The sequence below is a fragment of the Kitasatospora sp. NPDC057500 genome, from assembly GCF_042802195.1.
Taxonomy (GTDB): Bacteria; Actinomycetota; Actinomycetes; order Streptomycetales; family Streptomycetaceae; genus Kitasatospora.
On sequence record NZ_JBHVER010000133.1, the window covers coordinates 1 to 23,133 of the forward strand.

Consider the following 23,133-nt stretch of genomic DNA (forward strand, 5'->3'; position numbering starts at 1 on the left):
GGGCGGACGCGGGCCCGGGTGCGACCGACCGGGGGTCAGCCCTCGTCGGTGGCGGTGCTCTTGCCCGCGGCGCTCTTGCTCGCCGCGGTCTTCTTGGCCGCCGCCGTCTTGGTGGCGGCCTTCTTCACCGTGGTGGTCTTCTTCGCCGCCGTCTTGGCCGCCGTGGTGGTCTTCTTGGCGGCGGTCTTGGTCGCAGTCTTCTTGGCCGCCGCCTTCTTCGCCGGGGCCTTCTTCGCCGTCTTCTTCACCGGCCCGCGCGCCCGCTTCTCGGCGAGCAGCTCATAGCCGCGCTCGGGCGTGATGGTCTCGACCGCGTCGTCCTTGCGGAGCGTCGCGTTGGTCTCGCCGTCGGTCACGTACGGCCCGAACCGGCCGTCCTTGACCACCACCGGGCGCTCGCTGACCGGGTCGGTGCCCAGCTCCTTGAGCGGCGGCGCGGCGGCGGCCCGGCCGCGCTGCTTGGGCTGGGCGTAGATCGCCAGCGCCTCCTCCAGCGTGACCGTGAACAGCTGGTCCTCGCCGGTGAGCGAACGGGAGTCGGTCCCGCGCTTGAGGTACGGGCCGTAGCGGCCGTTCTGCGCGGTGATCTCCACGCCCTCCGGGTCGACCCCGACCACGCGCGGCAGCGAGAGCAGCTTCAGCGCGTCGTCCAGCGTGACGGTGTCCAGCGCCATCGTCTTGAACAGCGAGGCGGTCCGCGGCTTGACGGCGTTCTTGCCGGTCTTGGGCGTGCCCTCGGGCAGGATCTCGGTGACGTACGGGCCGTAGCGGCCGTCCTTGGCGACCAGCATGTTCCCGCTGACCGGGTCCGGCCCCAGCTCGTAGTCGCCGCTGGGACGGGCCAGCAGTTCCTCGGCCAGCTCGACGGTCAGCTCGTCCGGCGGCAGCTCGTCGGGGATGTCGGCGCGCTGGCCGGGCTCGCCCTCCACCTCGGAGGCGCGCTCCACGTACGGGCCGTAGCGGCCGACCCGCAGGGTGATGTCGTCGCTGACCCGGAACGAGCTGATCTCCCGGGCGTCGATCGCGCCGAGGTCGGTGACCAGTTCCTTCAGGCCGCCCAGGTGGTCGCCGTCGCCGTTGCCGGCCTCGGCGGCGCCGCCCGCGGCCGCGCCCTCGCCGCCCTCGCCGAAGTAGAAGCGCTTCAGCCACGGCACGGACTGCGCCTCACCGGCCGCGATCCGGTCGAGGTCGTCCTCCATCTTCGCGGTGAAGTCGTAGTCGACCAGTCGGCCGAAGTGCTTCTCCAGCAGGTTGACCACGGCGAAGGAGAGGAAGGACGGCACCAGCGCCGTCCCCTTCTTGAAGACGTAGCGGCGGCCGATGATGGTGTCGATGATCGAGGCGTAGGTGGAGGGGCGGCCGATCTCCCGGTCCTCCAGCTCCTTGACCAGCGAGGCCTCGGTGTAGCGGGCCGGCGGCTTGGTGGCGTGGCCCTCGGGGGTGATCTGCTCGGCGGCCAGCGGGTCGCCCTGGGCGACCTGCGGCAGCCGGCGCTCGCGGTCGTCCAGTTCGGCGTTCGGGTCGTCGGCGCCCTCGACGTAGGCCTTGAGGAAGCCGTGGAAGGTGATGATCTTGCCGGAGGCGGAGAACTCGACGTCCCGGCCGTCGGCGGCCCGGCCGCCCACCTTGACGGTGACCGACTGGCCGACCGCGTCCTTCATCTGGGAGGCGACGGTGCGCATCCAGATCAGCTCGTAGAGCTTGAAGTCGTCGCCGCTCAGGCCGGTCTCGGCGGGGGTGCGGAAGCGGTCGCCGGACGGGCGGACCGCCTCGTGCGCCTCCTGCGCGTTCTTCACCTTGGAGGCGTAGGTACGCGGCGCGTCCGGCAGGTAGTCGGCGCCGTACAGCTGGGTCACCTGCGCGCGGGCGGCGCTGACGGCGGTGTCCGACAGCGTGGTGGAGTCGGTGCGCATATAGGTGATGAAGCCGTTCTCGTACAGCTTCTGGGCCACCTGCATGGTCCGCTTGGCGCCGAAGCCCAGCTTGCGGCTGGCCTCCTGCTGGAGCGTGGTGGTGCGGAACGGCGCGTACGGCGAGCGGCGGTACGGCTTGGACTCGACGCCGCGCACCGAGAACGCGGTCTGCTCCAGGGCGGCGGCCAGCGCGCGGGCGGCCTGCTCGTCCAGGTGCAGGGTGTTGGCGCTGCCCGCCTTGAGCCGGCCGTCCTGGCCGAAGTCGCGGCCGCTGGCGATCCGCTTGCCGTCGACGGCGATCAGCCGGGCGCCGAAGCTCTCCGGGTTGGCCGCGTCGGCCGGGGTGCGGCCGGTGCCGAAGGTACCGACCAGGTCCCAGTACGAGGCCGAGCGGAACGCCATCCGCTCGCGCTCGCGCTCGACGACCAGCCGGGTCGCGACGGACTGCACGCGGCCCGCCGACAGCTTCGGCATGACCTTCTTCCAGAGCACCGGCGAGACCTCGAAGCCGTACAGGCGGTCGAGGATGCGACGGGTCTCCTGGGCGTCGACCAGGCGCTGGTTCAGCTCGCGCGGGTTGGCCACCGCCTCCTGGATGGCGGACTTGGTGATCTCGTGGAACACCATGCGGTGCACCGGCACCTTGGGCTTGAGCACCTGCTGGAGGTGCCACGCGATGGCCTCGCCCTCGCGGTCCTCATCGGTGGCGAGGAAGAGCTCGTCGGACTCCGCGAGGAGCGACTTCAACTTGCTGACCTGGGACTTCTTGTCCGCGTTGACCACGTAGATCGGAGCGAAGTCGTGGTCCACGTCCACACCGAGACGGCGTACCTCACCGGTGTACTTGTCCGGGACCTCGGCGGCCGTGCTCGGGAGGTCGCGAATGTGCCCGACGCTCGCCTCGACGATGTAGCCGGGGCCCAGGTAGCCCTTGATCGTCTTCGCCTTGGCCGGCGACTCGACAATGACGAGTCGCTGTCCGTGCGCGGTCTCGCTGCTCGGGGACACCTTCGCTCTTCTCTCCCGGTCGTTACGTGAGCTGGTCGGCGCTGGCAGCACGGGCTGCGCTCCGCCCGACCCCTCCACCGTCCCGGGGCTGCCGCTGTACGACGACCCCACCAGCGGAGTGTGACCGTACCCCGGCCACCCTTGTCAAACGGACGGATCCCGCAATTTCACCGGCAAGGCCGACCGACGCCACTCGAACGGTAACCCGAGCGCGACGGATCGCGCCCTGCGGAGGGGGGCTTCGGCGGGTTTCGAAGGATGGAATGACGGATTTCAAAATCTGTCAACGGAATATCCGCCCCCGGATCGCGCCTGTTCCGGGAGCGCACGGGCCCGGCCGCGGACCGGACGAGGGCCCGGACGAAGGCCCGGACGGGAGCGTGCAGGAGCCGGACGGGGTGGGCGGGGTGGGCGGGGACCGACTGGACCGGCTACCCGGCGACGAGCAGCAGGAGTGCGCCGGCGGCCAGGCAGCCGAGGCCGAGCGCCGTCCACAGCAGGTCCGCGACGACGGTCCGCGGGCCGCTCTCCTCCGGTGCGAGCACCGCGATGCCGGGGCGGCGGGGGTCGTAGGCGATCCGGACGGAGGTGCCCGGCACGAGCCGGGACGGGCGGCGCAGCGGGGTGTGGCCGCGTGGACGGGTCAGCACCAGCTCGCACGCCTCGACGGCCAGGCCCCCGGTGCCGTGTGCACCGATGCCGCGCGCCCCGCCCCTGTTCGTCCCGACGGCCGCGGGCTGGGTGGAGAAGGAGAGCAGGGGCGCACTGTCGAGTTCACCGTGCGCGTCGGCTTCGGCGACCACCGTCGCGACGGCCGGCCGTCCTCGACGGCGCACTCGGTGGCGCAGGCGCACTTCGGCGGCGCACCAGAGCAGGAGTGCGCCGCCGAGGAGGGCGAATATCGCGCCCCCCACCGTCGCCGTCGTCGTTTCCACCCCAGCCGCCCCCAGCCCTGTCCACAGCCTGTGGACAGAGCCTCACAGGCCGGGACCAACGAGGGGCGGATATCCGGCGAACGGCCGACGAACCGGGGGAAGCCGTGAAGTGAACCGGCGGCTCCCGGACCGCCGACGGTCGGGGTGCCGGCGTCGGACCATCGGCGTCTTCAGGCCACCGGCCGGATGAACCCCTGCTCGGTCAGCAGCCGCAGCGACTCCGGCACGCGGTCCCGCAGCACCACCCGGTCCTCGCCCAGCAGCTGGGCGATCGCGTCGACGATCTCGCCCGCCGACAGCGTCCCGTCGCAGACCCCGACGAAGCCGGCGCCCACCGTGTCCACCTTGGTGGCCCGGCGCATCCCCCGGTTGTGACGCAGGATCACGTGCTCCGGGTCCTCCGCCCCCGGGGCGCCCACCTGCTCCTGGACGACCTCGTCGGCCAGCACGTACCGCGCCGCCAGCAGGCCCGCGTCGTCGTGCGTGCGCAGGAAGTCCTGCCGGTCGAACCACTCCTCGATGTGCGGGCCGAGCGGCTGCTCCACCGGGTGCGGCCACTCCTCCACCCGGACGGTCGGCCGCTCGGCGCCGCTCGCCCGCAGGGTGATCCAGCCGAAGCCGATGCCCTCGACCCGGCCGGCCTCGAAGGCGTCCAGCCACTCCCCGTACCGGGCCCGGTAGTCTCCGCCGGGGCCGCGGTGGTCGCCGCCGTCGCGCAGCCAGAGCTCCGCGTACTGGGCGACGTCCTGCACCTCGCGCTGGACGACCCAGGCGTCCAGCCCGGTGCCGGCCACCCAGCCGAAGAGACGGTCGTGCCAGTCCTCGCCCCTGACGTGCTGCCAGTTGGCCAGCAGCTGGCAGTAGCCGCCCGGCTCCAGGTGGGCGGCGGCCGAGCGGACCAGGCCGCGGCAGAGGTCGTCCCCGGCCATCCCGCCGTCCCGGTAGGTGAACCGGCCGGCCGGCGAGATCACGAACGGCGGGTTGGAGACGATCAGGTCGAACCGCCGCTCCCCCACCGGTTCGAAGAGGCTGCCGGCGGCGGTCTCCGTGTTGTCGAAGCCGGACAGCGCCAGGGTCAGCTCGGTGAAGCGCAGTGCCCGCGCGTTGAGGTCGGTGGCGGTCACCCGCTGGGCGTGCCGGGCGGCGTGCAGCGCCTGCACGCCGGAGCCGGAACCGAGGTCCAGCACCGAGCCGACCGGCCGGCGCACCGTGATGTTGGCCAGCGTGGTGGACGCCCCGCCCACCCCGAGCACCAGGTCCGCGCGGGCCACGCCGTGCGCGGTCTCGCCGGAGCCGATCCCGCCCGCGCCGCCGACCGCGCAGCCCAGGTCGGAGACCACCCAGGCGTCCGAACCCGGCAGCCCGGCGACCTCGTTGGCGTACGGGCGGATGTCCACGGTGGCGCGCACCAGCTCGCCGTCCGGGCGCAGCCAGCCGTCGGCCAGGCAGTCCTCCACCGGCAGCGCGGCGGCGGCCGCCTTGTACGGCACGGGCTGCTGCAGCAGGAAGAGCCGCACCAGCGTCTCCAGCGGGCTGCCGCCGCGGGTCGCGCGCAGCGCGGGCACCGCCTCGCTGCGCGCCAGCGCCGCGTACCCGGTGGGCCCGAGCAGGTTCAGGCAGCCGTCGGCGGTGTACGAGGCGGCGAGCAGCGCCTCGCGCAGTTTGGCGAGGCGGGTCGGGTCGAGAGCGGGGCTACTGATCACCCCGCCATTGTCCCCCGCGCGGCCCGCCGCGCCCGCCCGTTCCGCCGTCCCCCTGCCCTCTCCGCCACGCCGAGGACCCCCTCGGCCGTGGCCGAGGGGGTGCGGGGTCGTGCGGAATGTGGGGTACGGGGTCGTGCGGGGTGCGGGGTCGTGCGGGGCGTGCCGAGTCGGGAGTGCGTCCGGTCAGCTCGCCGTGGGGGCGGGGGCCGGCGTGGTCGGCGCCTGGGCTGCGGGGTCGCCCGCCGCCGGGCTCGCGACGTCCGTGGCGGACGCCGTGGCCGTGTCGGTGGGCCCGCCGGTGGCCGCGTCCGTCGGCGTGGCCGTCGCGCCGTCGGTCGGGCCGGCCGTCGGAGCGGCGGCGGCCGAACCCGGCTTGCAGCCCTCCTGCTTGGCCATCGCCGCGCCCAGCTCGCCGCGCTGGAGCTTGCCCTGCGCCTGCGTGGAGAGCGCGGACAGCTGGCGGATCTGGTCGCCCACGCTGCGCAGCCCGTCGGCGAACTTCGACTGGTCGTCGACGGCGAGCGCGTCCAGCTTCTTCTGGATGTCGAGGTAGCCGTCGGCCGCCTTGTTGAGCTCGGCGACGGTGTCCTTCTGCAGGGTCGCGCCGTCGTCCACCTTGGGGGCGCCGGCCCCGTCGATGGCCGCGGCGATGTCCTGGTTGGTCTTGGCCAACCGACCGATGTCCGCCGAGAGGCGCTTCTGGAGGTCGGCCGGGACTTCGCCGGACTTCACCTGCGCGGTGTCCGCCAACGCGGTCTGCGCCTGGGCGATCGGGTCCTTGGCCGCGCCGCACACGTTCGCCGCCCAGGACTCCAGCTGCTTGCTGTTGTCGTCGCCGCAGCCGACGGCGCCGAACGCGAGCAGCGCCCCGAGCACGGGTACGGCCAGCAGTCGCTTGTTCACCGGGAGAAGCCCTTTCGGTTTCGGTCGTCGAACTGCGAACCTACACGTCCGCCGTTCGACGCCCGGTTCCTCCCCGGGCCCGCTCCCGCCCGCTCGCCGCTCCGGGCGCGCGGCGCCGCTCAGAGCGCGAGCGCATCCACCGAGGCGGGCCAGCTCATCCGGATCAGTCCCCCGCCGGCACCGGCGGTGACCTCCAGGTCCTCGACCAGCCCGGTGAGCACCGCGAGGCCGAGGGCGTCCTCGTCCGGCTCGGCGCCGTCCGCCGTACCGGCGCTCGGGACGGTGTCGAGGCCGGCCTCGTCCTCGACCTCGATGAGGAAACGCTTCTTCTGGTCGATGAGTGCGACCCGCACCGCGCCCTTGACGTCCCCGCGCCGGTGCAGACCGACCGCGCGGGAGCACGCCTCGCCCACGGCGAGGCGCACCTCGTCGAGCACCGACTCGTCGACCCCCGCTCGTCTGGCGACTGCCGCGGCTACCAGCCGGGCCGTCCGCACGTGCTCGGGAAGCGCGCTGAATCGAAGTTCGACGGTTGCCATCTCTTCCCCCTCGGGGTCTCCGACCGGGGCCGGGCTCACGGCCCCCGCGGGCCGGCGGCGACCGGCCTCGGGACGGCCGGACGGGCCGGGGCACATGGCCCCGGCTCCCCCGGACGCAATAGGGATCGGGCGGACCGGCCACCAGAGGGCCGGCCCGGCCGGGTCAGTCGGTCCTACGGATCAGTCGGTCGCCTGGACCGCGTCGTCCACCGAGTTGTGGATCGGGAAGACCTTGGTCAGGCCGGTGATCCGGAAGATCTTCAGAATGCGCTCCTGGTTGCACACCAGGCGCAGCGAGCCCTCGTGGGCGCGCACCCGCTTCAGACCGCCCACCAGCACGCCGAGGCCGGTGGAGTCCAGGAAGTCCACGCCCTCCATGTCGACGACGAGGTGGTAGCTACCGTCGTTGACGAGCTCGACCAGCTGCTCGCGCAGCTTCGGGGCGGTGTACACATCGATCTCGCCGCCAACCTCGACGACCGTGCGATCGCCGACTGTACGGGTCGACAGGGACAGGTCCACGGAACCTCCAGCACCTTGCCTTGCTACGTCATTGCGATCCTCGGCCGGACGGCCGCCACCGCATGGTCGCGAGCTCCGGGCACACCCAGCCAGTGCGTGGCAAGCCTCAGCGCTGCAACCCCCGGCCGTACGGCCGTCACGGCCACATTCAACCACCTGCGACCATGCCCGCACGATGGCTTAGGACGATTCTCCGTCACGCCGGTGACACACTGGGTCCTCATGCCGCCGCGTCACAGCCTGCCCGAGGCACTGCTCACGACCCTGTCCACCACCCGAGGGCGGTCGGACCGGCTCACCCATACGGAGCACCTTCCCGCCCGGCCCGCCCGTTATGCGCCCTGGCCCGCATGGATCCGGCCCGAGATCGCGGCATCCGCCCAGGCCATGGGCGTCCGGCAGCCGTGGGCCCACCAGGCGGAGGCGATGAACCTGGCCAAATCCGGTCAATCTGTGGTGATCGCCACAGGGACCGCCTCGGGCAAGTCCCTCGGTTACCTGGGCCCGGTGCTCTCCGACCTGCTGGACGGCACCGAGGCCCGAAACGGCCGGGGCGCCACCGCGCTCTACCTCGCCCCGACCAAGGCGCTCGCCGCCGACCAGCGCCGCCGGGCCGCGGAACTCGCCCCGCCCCGCGTCCGGGCCGCCCTCTACGACGGCGACACCCCGCCCGAGGAACGCGAGTGGGTCCGCCAGTACGCCTCCTACGTGCTCACCAATCCGGACATGCTGCACCGCGGCATCCTGCCCGCGCACGCCCGCTGGTCCTCCTTCCTCAAGACCCTGCGCTACGTCGTGGTCGACGAGTGCCACGGCTACCGCGGCGTCTTCGGCTCGCACGTGGCCCAGGTGCTGCGCCGGCTGCGGCGGATCTGCGCCCGCTACGGCTCCTCACCCGTCTTCCTGCTCGCCTCCGCCACCACCGCCGACCCGGCGGCCACCGCGCTCCGCCTCACCGGCCTGCCGGCCGAGGCGGTCACCGAGGACGCCTCCCCGCGCGGCCCGATGGTCTTCGGGCTCTGGGAGCCCCCGCTCACCGAGAACGTCGGCGAGCACGGCGCGCCCGTCCGCCGGACCGCCACCTCCGAGGCCGCCCACCTGCTGACCGACCTGGTCGAACGGGAGACCCGCACCGTCGTCTTCGTCCGCTCCCGGCGGGCCGCCGAACTGGTCGCCCTGCAGACCCAGGACCAGCTCCCCCGCCCGCTCGCCGACCGGGTCGCCGCCTACCGCGGCGGCTACCTCGCCGATGAGCGCCGGGCCCTGGAACGCGAACTGCAATCCGGCCGGCTGCTCGGCCTCGCCTCCACCTCCGCTCTCGAACTCGGCGTCGACATCTCCGGCCTGGACGCCGTCCTCATGGCCGGCTACCCGGGCACCCGGGCCTCGCTCTGGCAGCAGGCCGGTCGGGCCGGACGCGAGGCCCAGGGCGCGCTCGCCGTCCTGATCGCCCGGGACGACCCGCTGGACACCTACCTGGTGCACCACCCGGAGGCGCTGTTCGCCACCCCGGTCGAAGCCACCGTGCTCGACCCGGACAACCCGCACGTCCTCGCCCCGCACCTGTGCGCGGCGGCCGCCGAACTGCCGCTCACCGACCAGGACCTGGAGCTGTTCGGCCCCTCGGCCGCACCGCTGCTGCCGGTGCTGGAGCGGCGCGGACTGCTCCGCCGGCGCGGCGACGCCTGGTACTGGACCCGCCGCGAGCGGGCCGCCGACGCCGTCGACCTGCGGGGCAGCGGCGGCAGCCCGGTGCAGATCGTCGAGGCGCCGACCGGCCGGCTGCTCGGCACCGTGGACGCCTCCGCCGCCCACACCACCGTGCACACCGGGGCCGTCCACCTCCACCGGGGCCGCACCTACCTGGTCCAGGACTTCGACGTGGAGGGCTCGGTCGCCCTGGTCGAACCCGCCGACCCGCCCTACACGACCGCCGCCAGGGACATCACCTCCGTCTCCGTGCTCACCACCGACACCACCGTCGACTGGGGCGAGGGCCGACTCAGCTTCGGTTCGGTGGAGGTGGTCAACCAGGTGGTCGGCTACCTCCGCAAGCGGATCTCCACCGGCGAGATCATGGGCGAGAGCAAGCTCGATCTGCCGCCCCGGACGCTGCGCACCCGGGCCGTGTGGTGGTCGGTCACCGAGGACCAGTTGCTCGACGCGGACATCCCGCCCGACCAACTGCCCGGCGCCGCCCACGCCGCCGAGCACGCCTCCATCGGCCTGCTGCCGCTCTTCGCCACCTGCGACCGCTGGGACATCGGCGGCGTCTCGGTGCCGCTGCACCCCGACACCGGGCTGCCCACCGTGTTCGTCTACGACGGCCACCCCGGCGGGGCGGGCTTCGCCGAACGCGGCTTCCGGCGGGCCGTGCAGTGGCTGACCGCCACCCGGGAGGCGATCGCCGCCTGCGAGTGCGAGCGCGGCTGCCCGTCCTGCGTGCAGTCGCCCAAGTGCGGCAACGGCAACGACCCGCTGGACAAGGCGGCGGCCGTCCGGCTGCTGGACGTGCTGCTCGCCGGCGCTCCCCCGGCCGCCGCCGGGACCGGCCCGGACGGAGCAACCGGACCGTCCGGCCCCTCCGGGGCGGGCAGGCAGGGCGCGCCGACGCACACCACCGATCCGGTGGAGGCGGCCCAGGCAGCGGCCGAGGCCGCCGACGGCGCCGAGGCGGCGGCCCGAACGGTGGAGCGGGAGGCCGAGGAGGACCCGGAGCAGGAGCCGGAGCAGGAGCCGGATGGGGAGGCTGAGCAGTGGGCGGAGGGGCCCACCGACGGGGGCACGCCGGGAGCTTCATGAGCCGCCCCCGGCCTGCTCGGCCTGTCCGCCCGGCGCCGGCCGCTCGCCCGGCGCCGGTTGCCCGGTCGGGTCGGCTTCGCCCAGCGCCGCTCGCGCGTCCTCGTCCGTCGGTGCCACCGGAGCCCTGACCGGTCCGGCCCGGGCCCGCGCCCGGGCCGGGGGGGGCCGCGGGGGCCGCCCCCCCCCCCCCGCCGGGCGCCCGCGCCCGCGGGCCCCCCCGCCCCCGGCCCCCCGCCGCCCCGGCCCCGCCCCGGCCCCCCCCCGACCGGAAGGCGCAGCGGCAGCCCGGCGACGGGCACCTGGGCGACCACCTCGACGGCGTCCTCCGCCCGGTCCACCGCGCACGCGACCACGACGGCCTTCTGCACGGCCGCCACGTCCTCGGCCCGGCCGCAGCCGCCGTCCGCGTCCAGCAGCAGCCGGTCGGCCGCCGCGAGCGCTGCCAGGTCCGCGGCGGATTCCGCCCGGTGTCTGGCGGCGACCACCGCGCCCACCGAGAGCGCGGCGGTGCACACCAGGCAGCCGAGCATCGCGCAAGCCAGCAGCCACACCGTCGCCGACCCCGTGTCGGCCCGACGCGGCACCGGCCGCGTCGGTGCCCTCCGCCCGTTCACAGGCCTGCACCTCCCTCCGCTCCCCGCAGGGTGTCCTCCCGGGCCGCGACGGCCGTGGCGCTCAGCCGCACCGCGAGCACCCCCGCGAACCGGCCCGGTGCCCCGTAGGGCGCATCCACGGTGACCCGGACGGTCTCCGGCGCCAGATCGACCATGACCTGCGCCCCGGCCGGCGCGGCGGCCCGCGCCACTCCGGCGGCATCGGCCTCCCCGCGCGCGGCCGCCCTGGCGCCCACCCGCGCCGCGTCGACGCAGCGGAGCTGGGCGGCCGCCGCGAGCACGGCCCAGACCAGCAGCACTCCCAGCAGCACCAGCGCCGGCAGCACGACGGCCGTCTCGGCGGTGACGAACCCGCCGTCGCCGCGCCGCCGCCGCTGCCGCCGCCGGTGCCACGGCCACCGCAGCGGTCGGTCAGGCCACATGGAGCGCCCGGTCCAGGGCGCCGGCCAGCGCCTCGAACACGGCCGTGCTGGTCGCCACCTTGTACAGCGCGGCCCCCAGGGCGCACGCGCCGAGCGTGCCGACCGCGTACTCGGCCGTCGTCATCCCCGCGTCCGAGCCGCCCCGGGTCCGGATCCTCCGCCGGAGCACGGGCCGGAGCCGGCGCGTCGCCCCGGAAGCGGCAACGACCGCGGACTTGATCACCACGTTCATGGTTTCCCTCCTCGCATCGGTTCGATTTGGTGTTGTGTCACATCGCGTGCGAAAAACGGCTGGTGAGCCCCATGACCACCGGGGCGACACCGACCAGGACGAACGCCGGGAGGAAGCACAGCCCGAGCGGCGCCGTCGCGAGCACCCCGGCCCGGCGGACCCGGGTGTGCGCCACCCGGACGGCCTCCGCCCGCCGGCCGCTCGCGAGCCCGGAGAGCGCTGCCGCCGCCGGGGCTCCGCTCAGGCTCGTCCGGACCAGGCACCCGGCCAGCGGCGCCAACGGCGGATGCTCCTCGCCGAGCCGACGCCAGCAGACCTCCGGCGGTGAGCCCAGGGCGAGTTCGGCCGCGGTCGACAGCAGCCGCGGACCCATGGGGGCGTCCACGCTCGCGCCGACCGCTGCTACGGCCGCCGCCGGCGAGGCCGCCGATCCGAGGCAGGCCGCCAACAGCTCGGCGGTGAACGGCAGCTGCCGCACCAGCCGCTCCTCCTCCAGCGCGGCTCGCCGCTCCGCCGGGGACCTCGCCCGAGGCATCCACCGGTGCAGCCCGACCGCCAGCAGCCCGCCCACCAACAGGCCTCCCGGTCCGCCGAGGAAGGCCGCCGCCCCGAGCCCGGCCGCCACCGCCGTCGCCGCCCGCCGGACCCACCCGGGAAGAACGGGACTCCCCCGCGCCGCCGGCCGCCGATCGGCCCGCCACCGCCGGACCCGGTCACCCGTGCCCAGGAGCGCCTCGGCGCGTCGCCGCGCCCGCCGACCGTGCCGGACCGGACCGCCGACCGCCCCGACCAGCAGCACCCCCAGGCCCGCCGACGCCGTCAGCCACGTCATCAGCACCCCACCTCCCGGCGGAAAGCGTCACTCGGCCGCCCGGTCCGGGCGCGGATCCGGCTGATCCCGCACCTCCACTCCTCCGGGGGCGGCCCGGCCTGCCGCCCTGGGGCGGAGCCCAGGGCGTCCTCGGAGGCCGCCCGGACGATGCGGCCGGTCCACACCAGGCCCAGCGCCTCCAAGCCCGCGCCCGCCACGAGGGCGGCCAGCCCGGCGGGCGTGTGGAGCAGCACCTCCAGCGGCCTGGCCCCGAGGGCCGCGCCCAGCAGCAGTCCGGCGAGCGGCAGGGCCGCCAGTACCGCGATGGTGGTGCGCGGCGCCGCCAGCTCGGCGCCGATCTCCTCCGCCAGGGCCCGCTCGACGCGCAGGGCTTCGGCCACCCCGTCCAACCCGGCCGCCAGACCCGACCCACCAATGGAGGAGACCTCCCAGCAGGCGGCGACCGCCGCCGCTCCGCTCCCGCCCGGCAGTTCGGCGATCAGCCGGAACGCGGCGGGCACGTCCGCTCCGTACCGGCCGGCGCCGAGCCGGGCGACCGGCTCACCGCCGAGCCGGCGCAGCGCCACCGGGTCGGCGGCGATCCGCGTGGTCACCAGGTTCAGCGCCTGCTCGGGCGTCGCCCCGCCGCGCAACTCACCCGCCAGCCCGGCGCAGAGCTCCACCACGGCGTCCGCCCGGTGCCGCGCCTCGACGGCAGTCGCGCGCCGCAGCCGCCACCGTCGCACCGGCAGGACGGCCGGAACGGCCGCCAGCACCGGAACGGGCGATCCCGTCGCCCACCCGGCCACCAACCCGCCGGGCAGGAGCAGGAGCTCGGGAGCACCCCGGACGGGCCGCCAGAGCCCGCCCGACCACCGGGCGACCGCGGCCACCGCACCACCGAGACGAACGCCGCCACCACCGTCGTCGGCACCGCCATCACCATCACCCGCCAGCACCGCACCGACCCGGCGAACTCCCGCCACCTGCCGCTGCAGCCCGCACCACGCCGCCACCGCGGCCCCGCACAGCACCAGCGCCCACCACAGCGCCGCCTCGTCACCCGTCACGGCCACCGCCTCCCTCGCCATCTCCACCGTCACCAACGCCACTTCGCAGACCACCCCGGGAACCCGAGGGCCTGCTCGGCCCACCGCCCGGCCCGAGCAGCAGCAGGGCACCCGCCGCACAGCCGCCCATCAGCAGCGCGAACGCCACCTCCGCCCACCCGGCCGTCATGACCCGCACTCCCCGACGGCCGCTCCCCGGGCGGCGAGCAGGCCGGCCAGGCGCGCCCAGCCGGGGCCGGGAACCGTGGCACCGTCCGCCGTGAACGCCACCGCCGGGGTGGTGACGGCGAGCCCGTGCCGGTCGCCGTCCAGGGTGTGGATCTCGGCGACCCGGCGGCGTCCGGTGCCCTGGTCCCGCACCAGGTGCACCACCAGGTCGAGGGCGGCGCGGAGTTGGCTGTGCAGGGCCGGGCGGTCCAGTCCGGCCAGCGAGCCGAGCGCCTCCAGCCGGACCGGCACGTCCGCCGCCGTGTTGGCGTGAACCGTCCCGGTGCCGCCCTCGTGGCCTGTGTTGAGGGCGGCGAGCAGGTCGGCCACCTCGGGCCCGCGCACCTCCCCGATCACCAGCCGGTCGGGCCGCATCCGCAGCGCCTGACGGACCAGGTCCCGCAGGGTGAGCTCGCCCAGCCCCTCCTGGTTGGGCGGGCGGGCCTGGAGCCGCACCACGTGCGGGTGGTCGGGGCACAGCTCGGCGGAGTCCTCGGCGACGACGATCCGCTCCTCCGGACCGACCAGGCCGAGCAACGCCGCGAGCAGCGTGGTCTTCCCCGTACCGGTGCCCCCGCTGACCAGCAGCGAGAGCCGGGCCCGCACGACGGCGGCGAGCAGTTCGCCGCCGCGCGGCGGGAGCGCCCCGTCGGCCACCAGCTCGTCGAGGCTGAACGGCCTCGGGCGGCACACCCGCAGCGAGATGTGGGTGCAGCCGGCGGCGATCGGCGGCAGGACGGCGTGCAGCCGGGTGCCGTCCGGCAGCCGGGCGTCCACCCAGGGCCGCGCGTCGTCCAGCCGCCGCCCGGCCGCCGTGGCGAGGCGGTGGGCCAGCCTGCGCACCGCCTCCGGGTCGGCGAAGCGGACTCCGGTGACCCGGTGCAGACCACCGCCCCGGTCGCACCAGACCTCGTCCGGTCCGTTGACCAGGACGTCCGTGACGTCGGGCGCCGCCAGCAGCCGGTCCAGCGGGCCCGCGCCCACCAGTTCGGCGCAGAGCGAGCGCACCGTGTCGAGGGCGTCGTCGCCGCCGAGCGGCGGTCTGGCGGCGCGCAGGGCGGTCGCCACCGAGCCGACGGTCGGCGGCGCCCCGGACTCGGCCAGCCGCAGCCGGACGGCGTCGACAAGTGCGGCGTTGCGCGCCTCCCGCGCCGTCCGGCCGTAGGGGTTCGGTTCGGGCCGGGCGACGGCCTCCGGGGAGCCCCCGGGGGCCGGGACGCTCCGCAGCAGCCTCCGCTCGCGCGGCACCGGACCTCCGTGGCCGGCCCGCGGACCGCCGACGGCCTTCCGCAGACGCACCATCAGGCGACGCCTCCCTCGACCGCCGGCACCGGCAGCACCTCGTCGAGGAACGCCCCGCAGAAGCGGGCGAGCGGCCCGCCGTCCCGGATGCCCGGCGGTACGCCCTGTTCGAGGTCGACGGCCAGGCCGGGCTCCCGCTCCAGCACCCCGGCGAGCTGCATCCGCAGCCCCCGGGCGACCCGGTGGGCGGGGAGCCCGAGGGGCCCCGGGGTCCGCACCACCGCCCGCACGTCGTCGAGCCGCATCCGGACCGAGGCGGCCACCCGGTCGGCGGCGGCGACCGCACGCAGTTCGGCCGGCACCACCAACAGCGCCGTGTCGGACTGCTCCAGCGCCTGTCCGGCCGCCGGATCGAGCCGCCGGGGCACGTCGACCACCACGAGGCCGCCCCGGCGGCGGGCGGCGGCCAGGACGCTGCGCATGGCCTCGGGCGGCACCGCGAGGGTGTCGCTACGGTCCCAGGACAGGCAGGACAGGGTGCCGAGCCGCTTGAGCGCGGGCAGTGCCCGGGCGAGTTCGGCGCCGCTCACCCGGCCCCGGGAACCGGCGAGGTCCGGCCAGCGCAGGCCGGCGGTGGTCTCGCCGCCGAGCAGGATGTCGAGCCCGCCGCCGAGCGGGTCGCCGTCGACGAGCACGGTGCGCAGGCCCCGGCGCGCGGCGGTGACGGCGAGCGCGCAGGCCAGGGTGGAGGCGCCGGCGCCGCCCCGCCCGCCGAGCACGGCGACGGTGCGCGCCGGGGCACCGACCCCCTCGGCGGCGTCGGCGACCCGGTCGAGCAGCCAGGCCTCCGCGTCGGGCAGGAACAGCACGTGCTCCGCGCCGAGTTGGACGGCCCTGACCCAGACGCCCGCGTCGTCGAGGTCCAGCCCGAGCAGCACCACCCCGGGTCTGCGGGGCAGCCCGGCGCACTGGGCGGCCCGGTCGTCGCCGACCAGGACCAGCGACGCGCCCTCCCAGAGCTCCCGCGGCGGCGGGGCGCCCCGGATCAGCCGCGGATCGGTGCCGGCCGCCGCGCAGATCCGCAGCAGCTGCTCGGCCAGGTCGTCGTCCCCGGTGAGGACGAGCGGCCCGCCGGTGGTGGCGTGGTCGGTGATGGGCTTCGTCATGGCGGCTCCCCTGTCGTCCTGGTGTCCGGTCGGTCCGGCGCAGCCGCGTTCGCCGGGCCCTCGGTACGGGCCGGCAAGCGCTGCCGGACATCACGGTGGACGGTGATCCGGATTCCGGCTGCCGGCTTCCGAATCCCTGTGGACAACTCGGGGGCTGTGGACGAAAACGTTCACCCGCACGGGGGGCTATTGGACAAAGAATTGACGAAACGGCCTCACGGAGATGAACCGCCATACCGGCGCGACCGGATAGCGCGGCATCGGCCCCGGCCTCCCCGGAGCAGGTCCGGGCCCCATTCCCGAAGCGGCGGGGCCGGAGCCGACCATGAGCAATGTCCTATGGATGCTCTACGGAGAGTGACGAAATGACGGGCCCGCCCCCGGCTGTCGACACCCCCTGTAGACGTCGCCCAGCTCGGCCGCCGGATCCTCACGGTCGGCCGTTCAAGCCCTGAAAATGGCCCTGGACGTGCGACGACCCCCGCCGGGGGGGAGAGCGGGGGTCGTCTATCCACGGCCCGACTCGGGGGGGAGGAGCCGGACCGGGTTAGCACGGTCGCGAACGATCCGTGACTTCCATGGTGTACCCGAGCGGCCAGAAACACAAACCCGCACGCCCACGAGTACGCCGAATGGCGGGCTGTTTTGCGGCGCCCTCTATCCTCGGTTCCCGTGGACACCACCGAGAACGCCGACGAGCACGCCGACGAGTCCCCGGACTCCACCGCCGCAGCCGCCGGAACCGACGGGACACCCGGGCCCGAGGGGACGGCCGTGACCGCCGCACGGCCCGGAGCGGCCGCCTCCGGCCCGCCCGGAACCCGTTCGCCGGCCGTTCGGCCGCGCACCGCGGGGCCCCGCACCGCCGCCTTCTTCGACCTCGACAAGACGATCATCGCCAAGTCGAGCGCCCTCGCGTTCAGCCGTCCGTTCTACCAAGGCGGCCTGATCAACCGTCGGGCCGTCCTGCGAAGTGCGTACGCCCAGTTCGTCTTCCTGGTGGGCGGCGCGGACCACGACCAGATGGAGAAGATGCGGGAGTACCTCTCCGCGCTGACCCGGGGCTGGAACGTGCAGCAGGTCCGCGAGATCGTCGCCGAGACCCTGCACAACCTGATCGACCCGATCATCTACGACGAGGCCGCCTCGCTCATCGAGCAGCACCACGCGGCCGGGCGCGACGTGGTCATCGTCAGCAGTTCCGGCTCCGAGGTGGTCGAACCGATCGGCGCGCTGCTCGGCGCGGACCACGTCATCGCGACCAGGCTGAAGATCGAGGACGGCTGCTACACCGGCGAGATCGAGTACTACGCCTACGCCGAGAACAAGGCTGCCGCGATCCGGGAGTTGGCCGAGGTCGAGGGCTACGACCTGGCCGAGTGCTACGCCTACAGCGACTCGTCGACGGACCTGCCGCTGCTGGAGGCGGTCGGCCACCCCTCGGCGGTCAACCCGGACCGGGCGCTGCGCAAGGAGGCGGTGGCCCGCGAGTGGCCGGTGCTGGTCTTCGACAAGCCGGTGGAACTCCGGCGCCGGCTCCCGGAATTCTCGGCGCCGAGCCGCCCGGTACTGACGGCGGTGGCGGTCGGCACGGCCGCGCTGACGGCCGGGATCATCTGGTACGCGGCCCGGCGCCGCCGCCCGGCGGCCTGACCGCACGGCTTTGGACAAAACGGTCAAAAGCCGAAGACGCCGCTTTTCGGGTTCCCCTTTCGCCCGAAACGCGATACAAATGAAGCACGGCCCGCGAGACCCGGTCAGGACCGAAGAGGTCAAACCGACAACGCAGTTCAGGCCCCACGGACCGTCGTGCAGATGACCGAGCACCCACATGCAGCCGACCCGCTGTCGGGCCGCCGGACCAGACGAACGGGCAGGATCCCCGTCTGATCGGCACTTCCGGTGCATGCATGGTCACCCGGCATCTGTGCCAGCGGCGGCACCTGGCAGGATCAGGTGCCGCCGCATCTCGTCGTCGGTCGGTCGATCAGCCGGACGGCCCGGACACTCAGACCATGCCGCGCTGCATGGCCTCGCAGACCGCCGTGCTCTCCCGCACCCCGAGCCGCAGCGCCCGGCCGCAGTGGCCGATCCAGGCCGCCAGGCCCTCCGGCGTCCCCGCCAGATAGCCGGCCAGTGCCCGCCGGTAGGCGTCCGTCCCCAGCTCGACCAGGCCGACCTCGGCCGGGCAGACCGACTTCGGGTCGAGCCCCTCGGCGATCAGCACGATCCGCTGGGCGGCCCGGGCGATCAGACCGTTGTGCGCGCCGAACGGCCGCAGCGCCAGCAGCTCGCCGTGCACCACCGAGGCGACCACCAGGGCGGGCGTCCCGACGCCCTGGCCCTCCGCGCGGGCCACCAGCAGCCGGGAGAGCTGGTCCAGCCGGGCGGCGACCTCCTCCGGACCGGGCGCCGCGGGCAGCGCGGGCACCGGCCCGTCCGCCACCGAGCCGGCCGGCTCGGCCGCCGGGCCGTGGTCCGCCGCGACTCCCTCCACCGGCTTCAGCTCCAACGGGAACAGGTCGTCGACCGGCTCGCCGCCCTGCCGCGGGCGGCCCGCCGCGGGATCGGCGTCCCCGACGGCCAGCAGGTGCAGCCGGGCCAGCACCTGGAGCGGCGAGTGCCGCCAGACGCTCAGCAGCTGGCCCGCCTCGGCCGCGATCCGAAGCGCGGCGCCCATGCCGCGGGTCTCGGGGTCAGCGCCGAAGTCGCTGCGCCGCCGGACCTCCTCCAGCGGCCAGTCGGCCCCGGCCAGCGCCGCCGAGGCGCGGGCGCCGCGCAGGGCGGACTCGGAGGTGACCTCGGCCGCCCGGCGGCGCATCACCCGGTGGCCGTAGAGGCGGTCGACGGCCTTGCGCACCTCGGCCACCGCGTCCGGCACTCCGGGAAGCTGGGCCAGCGGGGCGAGGGGATCTGTTCCAGTGCTCACCTACCCGAGAGTAATGACCCGGGCGCCCCCACCGGAACAGCAACCTCGCGTCACCCTTTAGAGGCAATCGTCACTTCCCTCCTGCCGGTGACCCGAAACCCCCGATAGCATGACCGCCGTCGAAGACGATAACGATTTCCACCTCGGAAGATCGTCGGCCTCTCCGCGCGCGCAGCCGCGACCGCGGCGGGCCCAGGAGCGAGAGCCGGAGTCCCAAGATGAAGATCGCCTTCGTCGGCAAGGGCGGCAGCGGAAAGACCACGCTGTCCGCGCTGTTCATCCGCCACCTGGCCGCCGCGGGCCGACCGGTCCTCGCCGTCGACGCCGACATCAACCAGCACCTGGGCCCGGCGCTCGGACTGACGGACGACCAGGCCGCCGCGCTGCCCGCGCTCGGGGCCCGGCTGCCCGAGATCAAGGAGTACCTGCGCGGCAGCAACCCGCTGATCCGCTCGGCCGAGGAGATGATCAAAACCACCCCGCCGGGCCGGGGCTCGCGGCTGCTGCGGATCGTCGAGGAGAACCCGGTCTACACGGCCTGCGCCCGCCCGGTCGCACTCGACGAGGGCTCGGTGCGACTGCTGGCGACCGGCGCGTTCGCCGAGGAGGACCTCGGCGTCGCCTGCTACCACTCCAAGGTCGGCGCGGTCGAGTTGCTGCTCAACCACCTGGTCGACGGCCGGGAGGAGTACGTGGTGACCGACATGACCGCCGGATCCGACTCCTTCGCCTCGGGGCTGTTCACCCGCTTCGACCTCACCTTCCTGATCGCCGAGCCCACCCGCAAGGGCGTCTCGGTGTACCGCCAGTACCGGGACTACGCGCGCGACTTCGGGGTGCGGATCCGGGTGGTCGGCAACAAGGTGCAGGGCCCCGGCGACCTGGACTTCCTCCGCCGGGAGGTCGGCGAGGACCTGCTGGCCTCCTTCGGGCAGTCCGACTGGGTGCGCCGACTGGAGCAGGGCGCCCGGCCGCCGCTGCGCGCCCTCGAACCCGCCAACCGCGCCGTGCTGAGCGAGCTGCGCGCGGCCGCCGACGCCGCGTACGAGCTGCGGGACCCGCGCCGGTACACCGAGCAGGCCGTCCTCTTCCACCTGCGCAACGCCGAGAGCTGGGCCAACGCCAAGGTCGGCACCGACCTCGCCGCCCAGGTCGACCCGGACTACGTGCTCGGCGCCGACACCGCCGTCCCGGTCGGCGGCGCCGTCCCGGCCGGTGAGCCCACCGCCGCCGGCGCGGCCGTCTGAGCCGGAGCCCCGCCGCACCACCCACGGGCCGCGGTCCCCGCACGGGGGCCGCGGCCCGCGCGCGTTCCGGCAGGTCCGCCACCAGCAGATTCCCATCCGTTCGACCACCACCCAATGGAGTGAATCAGGCCGTTATTCACTGGAGCTCCGGATGACGCTGTGCAAAGCTCTCATTACCCTCGGTTTACCGAGTCTTGATGTTCCGCTACCGCCCCGGCGCCCCTTGCCGTGGGGCCTGGCTCCTCCCAGTGCCCCGCCGAGCGGCCGCCGGGCGGCCCGATGGACCAAGGCCCGGCCGGTGACACCCGCCCTCCCGGCCCGACCGCGCCATCCCGCCACACCGTCGCGACCCACGACAGCCGATCCGCTTCACCGAGCCCGCGCCGGACTCACCGCCGGACCTGACTGCGTTCGTTCCCCGGACAGACGGGAAGACCATGACCCCCGACATCTCCAGCGCCCCCATCGCCTCCGACACCACCGACCACGCCCCACCGGGCCGACGTCCCCGCGCCTCCTGGGCGAGGGACCTCTCGGCCTCCCTCGTGGTGTTCCTGATCGCCGTGCCGTTCTCCCTCGGCATCGCCCTGGCCACCGGTGCCCCGCTCACCGCCGGCCTCGCCGCGGCGGCCGTCGGCGGCATCGTGGTCGGCCTGTTCGGCGGCACCCCGCTACAGGTCAGTGGCCCCTCCGCCGCGCTCACCGTGATCACCGCCGGGCTCATCACCCAGTACGGCTGGCAGACCACCTGCGCCGTCACCCTCGCCGCCGGCCTGCTCCAACTCCTCCTCGGGGTACGCCGGGTGGCCCGCACCGCGCTGGCGGTCTCGCCCGCCATCGTCCACGGCATGCTGGCCGGTGTCGGCCTCGCCATCGCCATCGCGCAGCTGCACGTCGTCCTCGGCGGCTCGCCGCAGAGCTCGGCACTCGCCAACCTGCTCGCCCTGCCCGCCCAGTTGGCGACCCCTCACCCCGCCGCCCTCACCGTCGGCGCGGTCACCGTCGCGGTACTGCTCGGCTGGCCCCGGCTGGGCCGGCTCCCCGGCCGGTACGGGGAGTTCGGCACCCGGCTGGCCAAGGTGCCCGGCCCGCTCGCCGCCGTCGCCGCCGCCACCGCGCTCGCCGTCGCGTTGGACCTGCGGCTCGCCCGGGTCGAACTGCCCGCCTGGCAGCCGCACGGCCTCGCCCCCGAGCTGCCGCACGGCCCGCCGCTCGCCCTCCTGGCCGCCGTGCTGACCGTCACCGCCGTGGCGAGCGTCGAGTCGCTGCTCTCCGCCGTCGCGGTCGACCGGATGTCGCGCCGGACCGGGGACCTCGACCGCGAACTGCGCGCCCAGGGCCTCGCCAACATGGTCAGCGGACTGGTCGGCGGGCTGCCGGTCGCCGGCGGCGCGGTACGCAGCACGGCCAACGTCCGAGCCGGGGCGCGCAGCCGCCGGTCCTCGGTCCTGCACGGGGTGTGGGTGCTGGCGGCCGCACTGGCCCTGAGCGGCGGTCTGCGCCGGATCCCGCTCGCCGCGCTCGCCGCGCTGGTGCTGGTCGTCGGCCTGCAGATGGTGAGCTTCGCGCACATCCGCAAGGTGCACCGGCACCGCGAGTTCCCGGTCTACCTGACCACCGTGGTCACCGTGGTACTGCTCGGTGTCCTGCCGGGGGTGGCGCTGGGCGCGGCGACGGCCGTACTGCTCGCGCTCTACCGGCTGACCCGTGCGCATGTGGATGTCCTGGCCGGCCCCGACGGCTCGTTCACCGTGGAGACGCACGGCCCGCTCACCTTCACCGCGGTGCCCCGGCTCAGCCGGGCGCTGGCCGGAATCCCGGCCGGCACCGAGGTCACCGTCGTCCATGACGGCTCTTTCCTGGACCACGCCGCCTACGAGACGGTGCACAGCTGGCGCAGCGGCCACCAGGCGGGCGGCGGGCAGGTGTCGATGGTGACCCGCCGCCAGGACGACGAGGTGCTCGACCCGGACGGCACCGTCCGTGCCGGCAGCTCCCCCGGCCCGCACCGCTGCCGTGCCTGGACGCCCTGGGTCGGCCACCGCTGCATCGAGCAGCAGGAGGACCCGCACGGCCGGCTGCTGGACGGGGTCCGGGTGTTCCAGCTGCACACCGCCCCGCTGGTGCGGCCCGAGCTGGCCCGGCTCGCCCGGGAGGGCCAGACGCCCTCGCAGCTCTTCCTGACCTGTGCCGACTCCCGGCTGGTCACCAGCATGATCACCAACAGCGGGCCGGGTGACCTCTTCACCGTGCGCAACGTCGGCAACCTGGTGCCGGCGCCGCACGAACCGGGCGCGGCCGACGACTCGGTGGCGGCGGCGGTGCAGTACGCGGTCGAGGTACTGGAGGTGCGGTCGATCACGGTCTGCGGGCATTCGGGCTGCGGGGCGATGAAGGCCCTGCTGGACGGTGTGCACGAGCAGCCCGGCCGGCCCACTCCGCTGGCCCGCTGGCTGCGCAACGGCCGAGGGTCGCTGGACCGGCTGCGCAGGGCCCCGGCGGAGTTCGCCGACCGCCCGGCGGTCGATCTGAGCGAGCAGCTCTGCATCACCAACGTGGTCCAGCAGCTGGACCAGCTGATGGCCAACCCCGCGGTGGAGCGACGGGTGGCCGAGGGCACCCTGCGGCTGGTCGGCATGTACTTCGACTTCGCCACCGCGCAGGCCTATGTCCTCGACCGGGAGAGCGGCCGGTTCGGCCCCGTCGAGGCGGCCGGACCGCGGCAGGAACGCGACACGCCCGGACGCACGGATGAATTCGAACAGGTTCCGGCCACCGGTACCGCCGTCGCGGATCCGGCCCGGGGCGCAGGAGGTCCCGGTCTGGCCGCCTGAGCGGCGGGCCCGCGTCCGCCCGGCGGGCCAAGGA

General features: G+C 74.9%; 17 protein-coding genes and 1 pseudogene. 4 read left to right on the forward strand and 14 right to left on the reverse strand.

Features of this window, described 5'->3' with window-relative positions:
* Positions 1–35: 35 nt before the first annotated feature.
* The 6 genes from topA to bldG form a co-directional block, all read right to left on the reverse strand.
* On the reverse strand, positions 36–2,921 hold the full coding sequence (topA, locus tag ACFU74_RS24945) for a type I DNA topoisomerase (protein WP_380760459.1): 2,886 nt from the start codon (positions 2,919–2,921) through the stop codon (positions 36–38).
* A gap of 431 nt (positions 2,922–3,352) precedes the next feature.
* A complete protein-coding gene (locus ACFU74_RS24950; protein WP_380760461.1) occupies positions 3,353–3,856 on the reverse strand; it encodes a DUF3592 domain-containing protein in 504 nt (167 codons plus the stop codon).
* A 170-nt stretch (positions 3,857–4,026) separates the two neighbouring features.
* Positions 4,027–5,559 carry a methyltransferase gene (locus ACFU74_RS24955; RefSeq protein ID WP_380760464.1) on the reverse strand — a complete coding sequence of 511 codons (1,533 nt, stop codon included), beginning with the start codon at positions 5,557–5,559 and terminating at the stop codon, positions 4,027–4,029.
* A 183-nt stretch (positions 5,560–5,742) separates the two neighbouring features.
* Complete coding sequence (locus ACFU74_RS24960; protein WP_380760467.1) at positions 5,743–6,462, reverse strand: small secreted protein; 720 nt, start codon at positions 6,460–6,462, stop codon at positions 5,743–5,745.
* Positions 6,463–6,581: 119 nt separating this feature from the next.
* A complete protein-coding gene (locus ACFU74_RS24965) occupies positions 6,582–7,001 on the reverse strand; it encodes an ATP-binding protein (protein ID WP_380760469.1) in 420 nt (139 codons plus the stop codon).
* 180 nt (positions 7,002–7,181) lie between these two features.
* On the reverse strand, positions 7,182–7,523 hold the full coding sequence (gene bldG, locus ACFU74_RS24970; protein WP_344342978.1) for an anti-sigma factor antagonist BldG: 342 nt from the start codon (positions 7,521–7,523) through the stop codon (positions 7,182–7,184).
* Between the two features lie 222 nt (positions 7,524–7,745).
* Between bldG and ACFU74_RS24975 the strand changes: the two genes are divergently transcribed.
* Positions 7,746–10,325, forward strand: a complete 2,580-nt coding sequence (locus tag ACFU74_RS24975; protein WP_380760471.1) for a DEAD/DEAH box helicase — start codon at positions 7,746–7,748, stop codon at positions 10,323–10,325.
* Between the two features lie 347 nt (positions 10,326–10,672).
* Here the strand turns inward: ACFU74_RS24975 and ACFU74_RS24980 are convergent.
* From ACFU74_RS24980 to ssd, 7 genes and pseudogenes are all read right to left on the reverse strand, one after another.
* Positions 10,673–10,855: pseudogene (locus ACFU74_RS24980) on the reverse strand (pilus assembly protein TadG-related protein); the annotation flags it as partial.
* Between the two features lie 80 nt (positions 10,856–10,935).
* Positions 10,936–11,361, reverse strand: coding sequence for a TadE family type IV pilus minor pilin (locus ACFU74_RS24985; protein WP_380760474.1), 426 nt, complete (start codon positions 11,359–11,361; stop codon positions 10,936–10,938).
* A complete protein-coding gene (locus ACFU74_RS24990) occupies positions 11,351–11,593 on the reverse strand; it encodes a DUF4244 domain-containing protein (protein WP_380760476.1) in 243 nt (80 codons plus the stop codon). The genes ACFU74_RS24985 and ACFU74_RS24990 overlap by 11 nt, the downstream gene beginning before the upstream one ends.
* Positions 11,594–11,630: 37 nt before the next feature.
* Complete coding sequence (locus tag ACFU74_RS24995; RefSeq protein WP_380760478.1) at positions 11,631–12,425, reverse strand: type II secretion system F family protein; 795 nt, start codon at positions 12,423–12,425, stop codon at positions 11,631–11,633.
* Positions 12,425–13,474: a type II secretion system F family protein gene (locus ACFU74_RS25000; RefSeq protein ID WP_380760480.1), complete on the reverse strand. Its 1,050-nt coding sequence runs from the start codon at positions 13,472–13,474 to the stop codon at positions 12,425–12,427. The genes ACFU74_RS24995 and ACFU74_RS25000 overlap by 1 nt, the downstream gene beginning before the upstream one ends.
* 165 nt (positions 13,475–13,639) lie before the next feature.
* Positions 13,640–14,983 carry a TadA family conjugal transfer-associated ATPase gene (locus tag ACFU74_RS25005; RefSeq protein WP_380760482.1) on the reverse strand — a complete coding sequence of 448 codons (1,344 nt, stop codon included), beginning with the start codon at positions 14,981–14,983 and terminating at the stop codon, positions 13,640–13,642.
* Complete coding sequence (gene ssd / locus ACFU74_RS25010) at positions 14,983–16,089, reverse strand: septum site-determining protein Ssd (protein ID WP_380760484.1); 1,107 nt, start codon at positions 16,087–16,089, stop codon at positions 14,983–14,985. The genes ACFU74_RS25005 and ssd overlap by 1 nt, the downstream gene beginning before the upstream one ends.
* 672 nt (positions 16,090–16,761) lie before the next feature.
* On the opposite strand from ssd, the gene ACFU74_RS25015 reads away from it, so the two are divergent.
* Entirely contained in the window at positions 16,762–17,742 is a 981-nt protein-coding gene (locus ACFU74_RS25015; RefSeq protein ID WP_380760487.1) for an HAD-IB family hydrolase, read from the forward strand.
* Between the two features lie 355 nt (positions 17,743–18,097).
* Here ACFU74_RS25015 and ACFU74_RS25020 read toward each other — a convergent pair whose 3' ends face one another.
* Positions 18,098–19,018, reverse strand: coding sequence for an oxidoreductase (locus tag ACFU74_RS25020; protein ID WP_380760490.1), 921 nt, complete (start codon positions 19,016–19,018; stop codon positions 18,098–18,100).
* A gap of 218 nt (positions 19,019–19,236) precedes the next feature.
* Between ACFU74_RS25020 and ACFU74_RS25025 the strand changes: the two genes are divergently transcribed.
* Positions 19,237–20,265 carry an ATP-binding protein gene (locus ACFU74_RS25025; protein WP_380760492.1) on the forward strand — a complete coding sequence of 343 codons (1,029 nt, stop codon included), beginning with the start codon at positions 19,237–19,239 and terminating at the stop codon, positions 20,263–20,265.
* Positions 20,266–20,702: 437 nt separating this feature from the next.
* Positions 20,703–23,099 (forward strand): SulP family inorganic anion transporter, encoded by a 2,397-nt coding sequence (locus ACFU74_RS25030; RefSeq protein WP_380760495.1) that lies wholly within the window; start codon positions 20,703–20,705, stop codon positions 23,097–23,099.
* Positions 23,100–23,133: the final 34 nt, after the last annotated feature.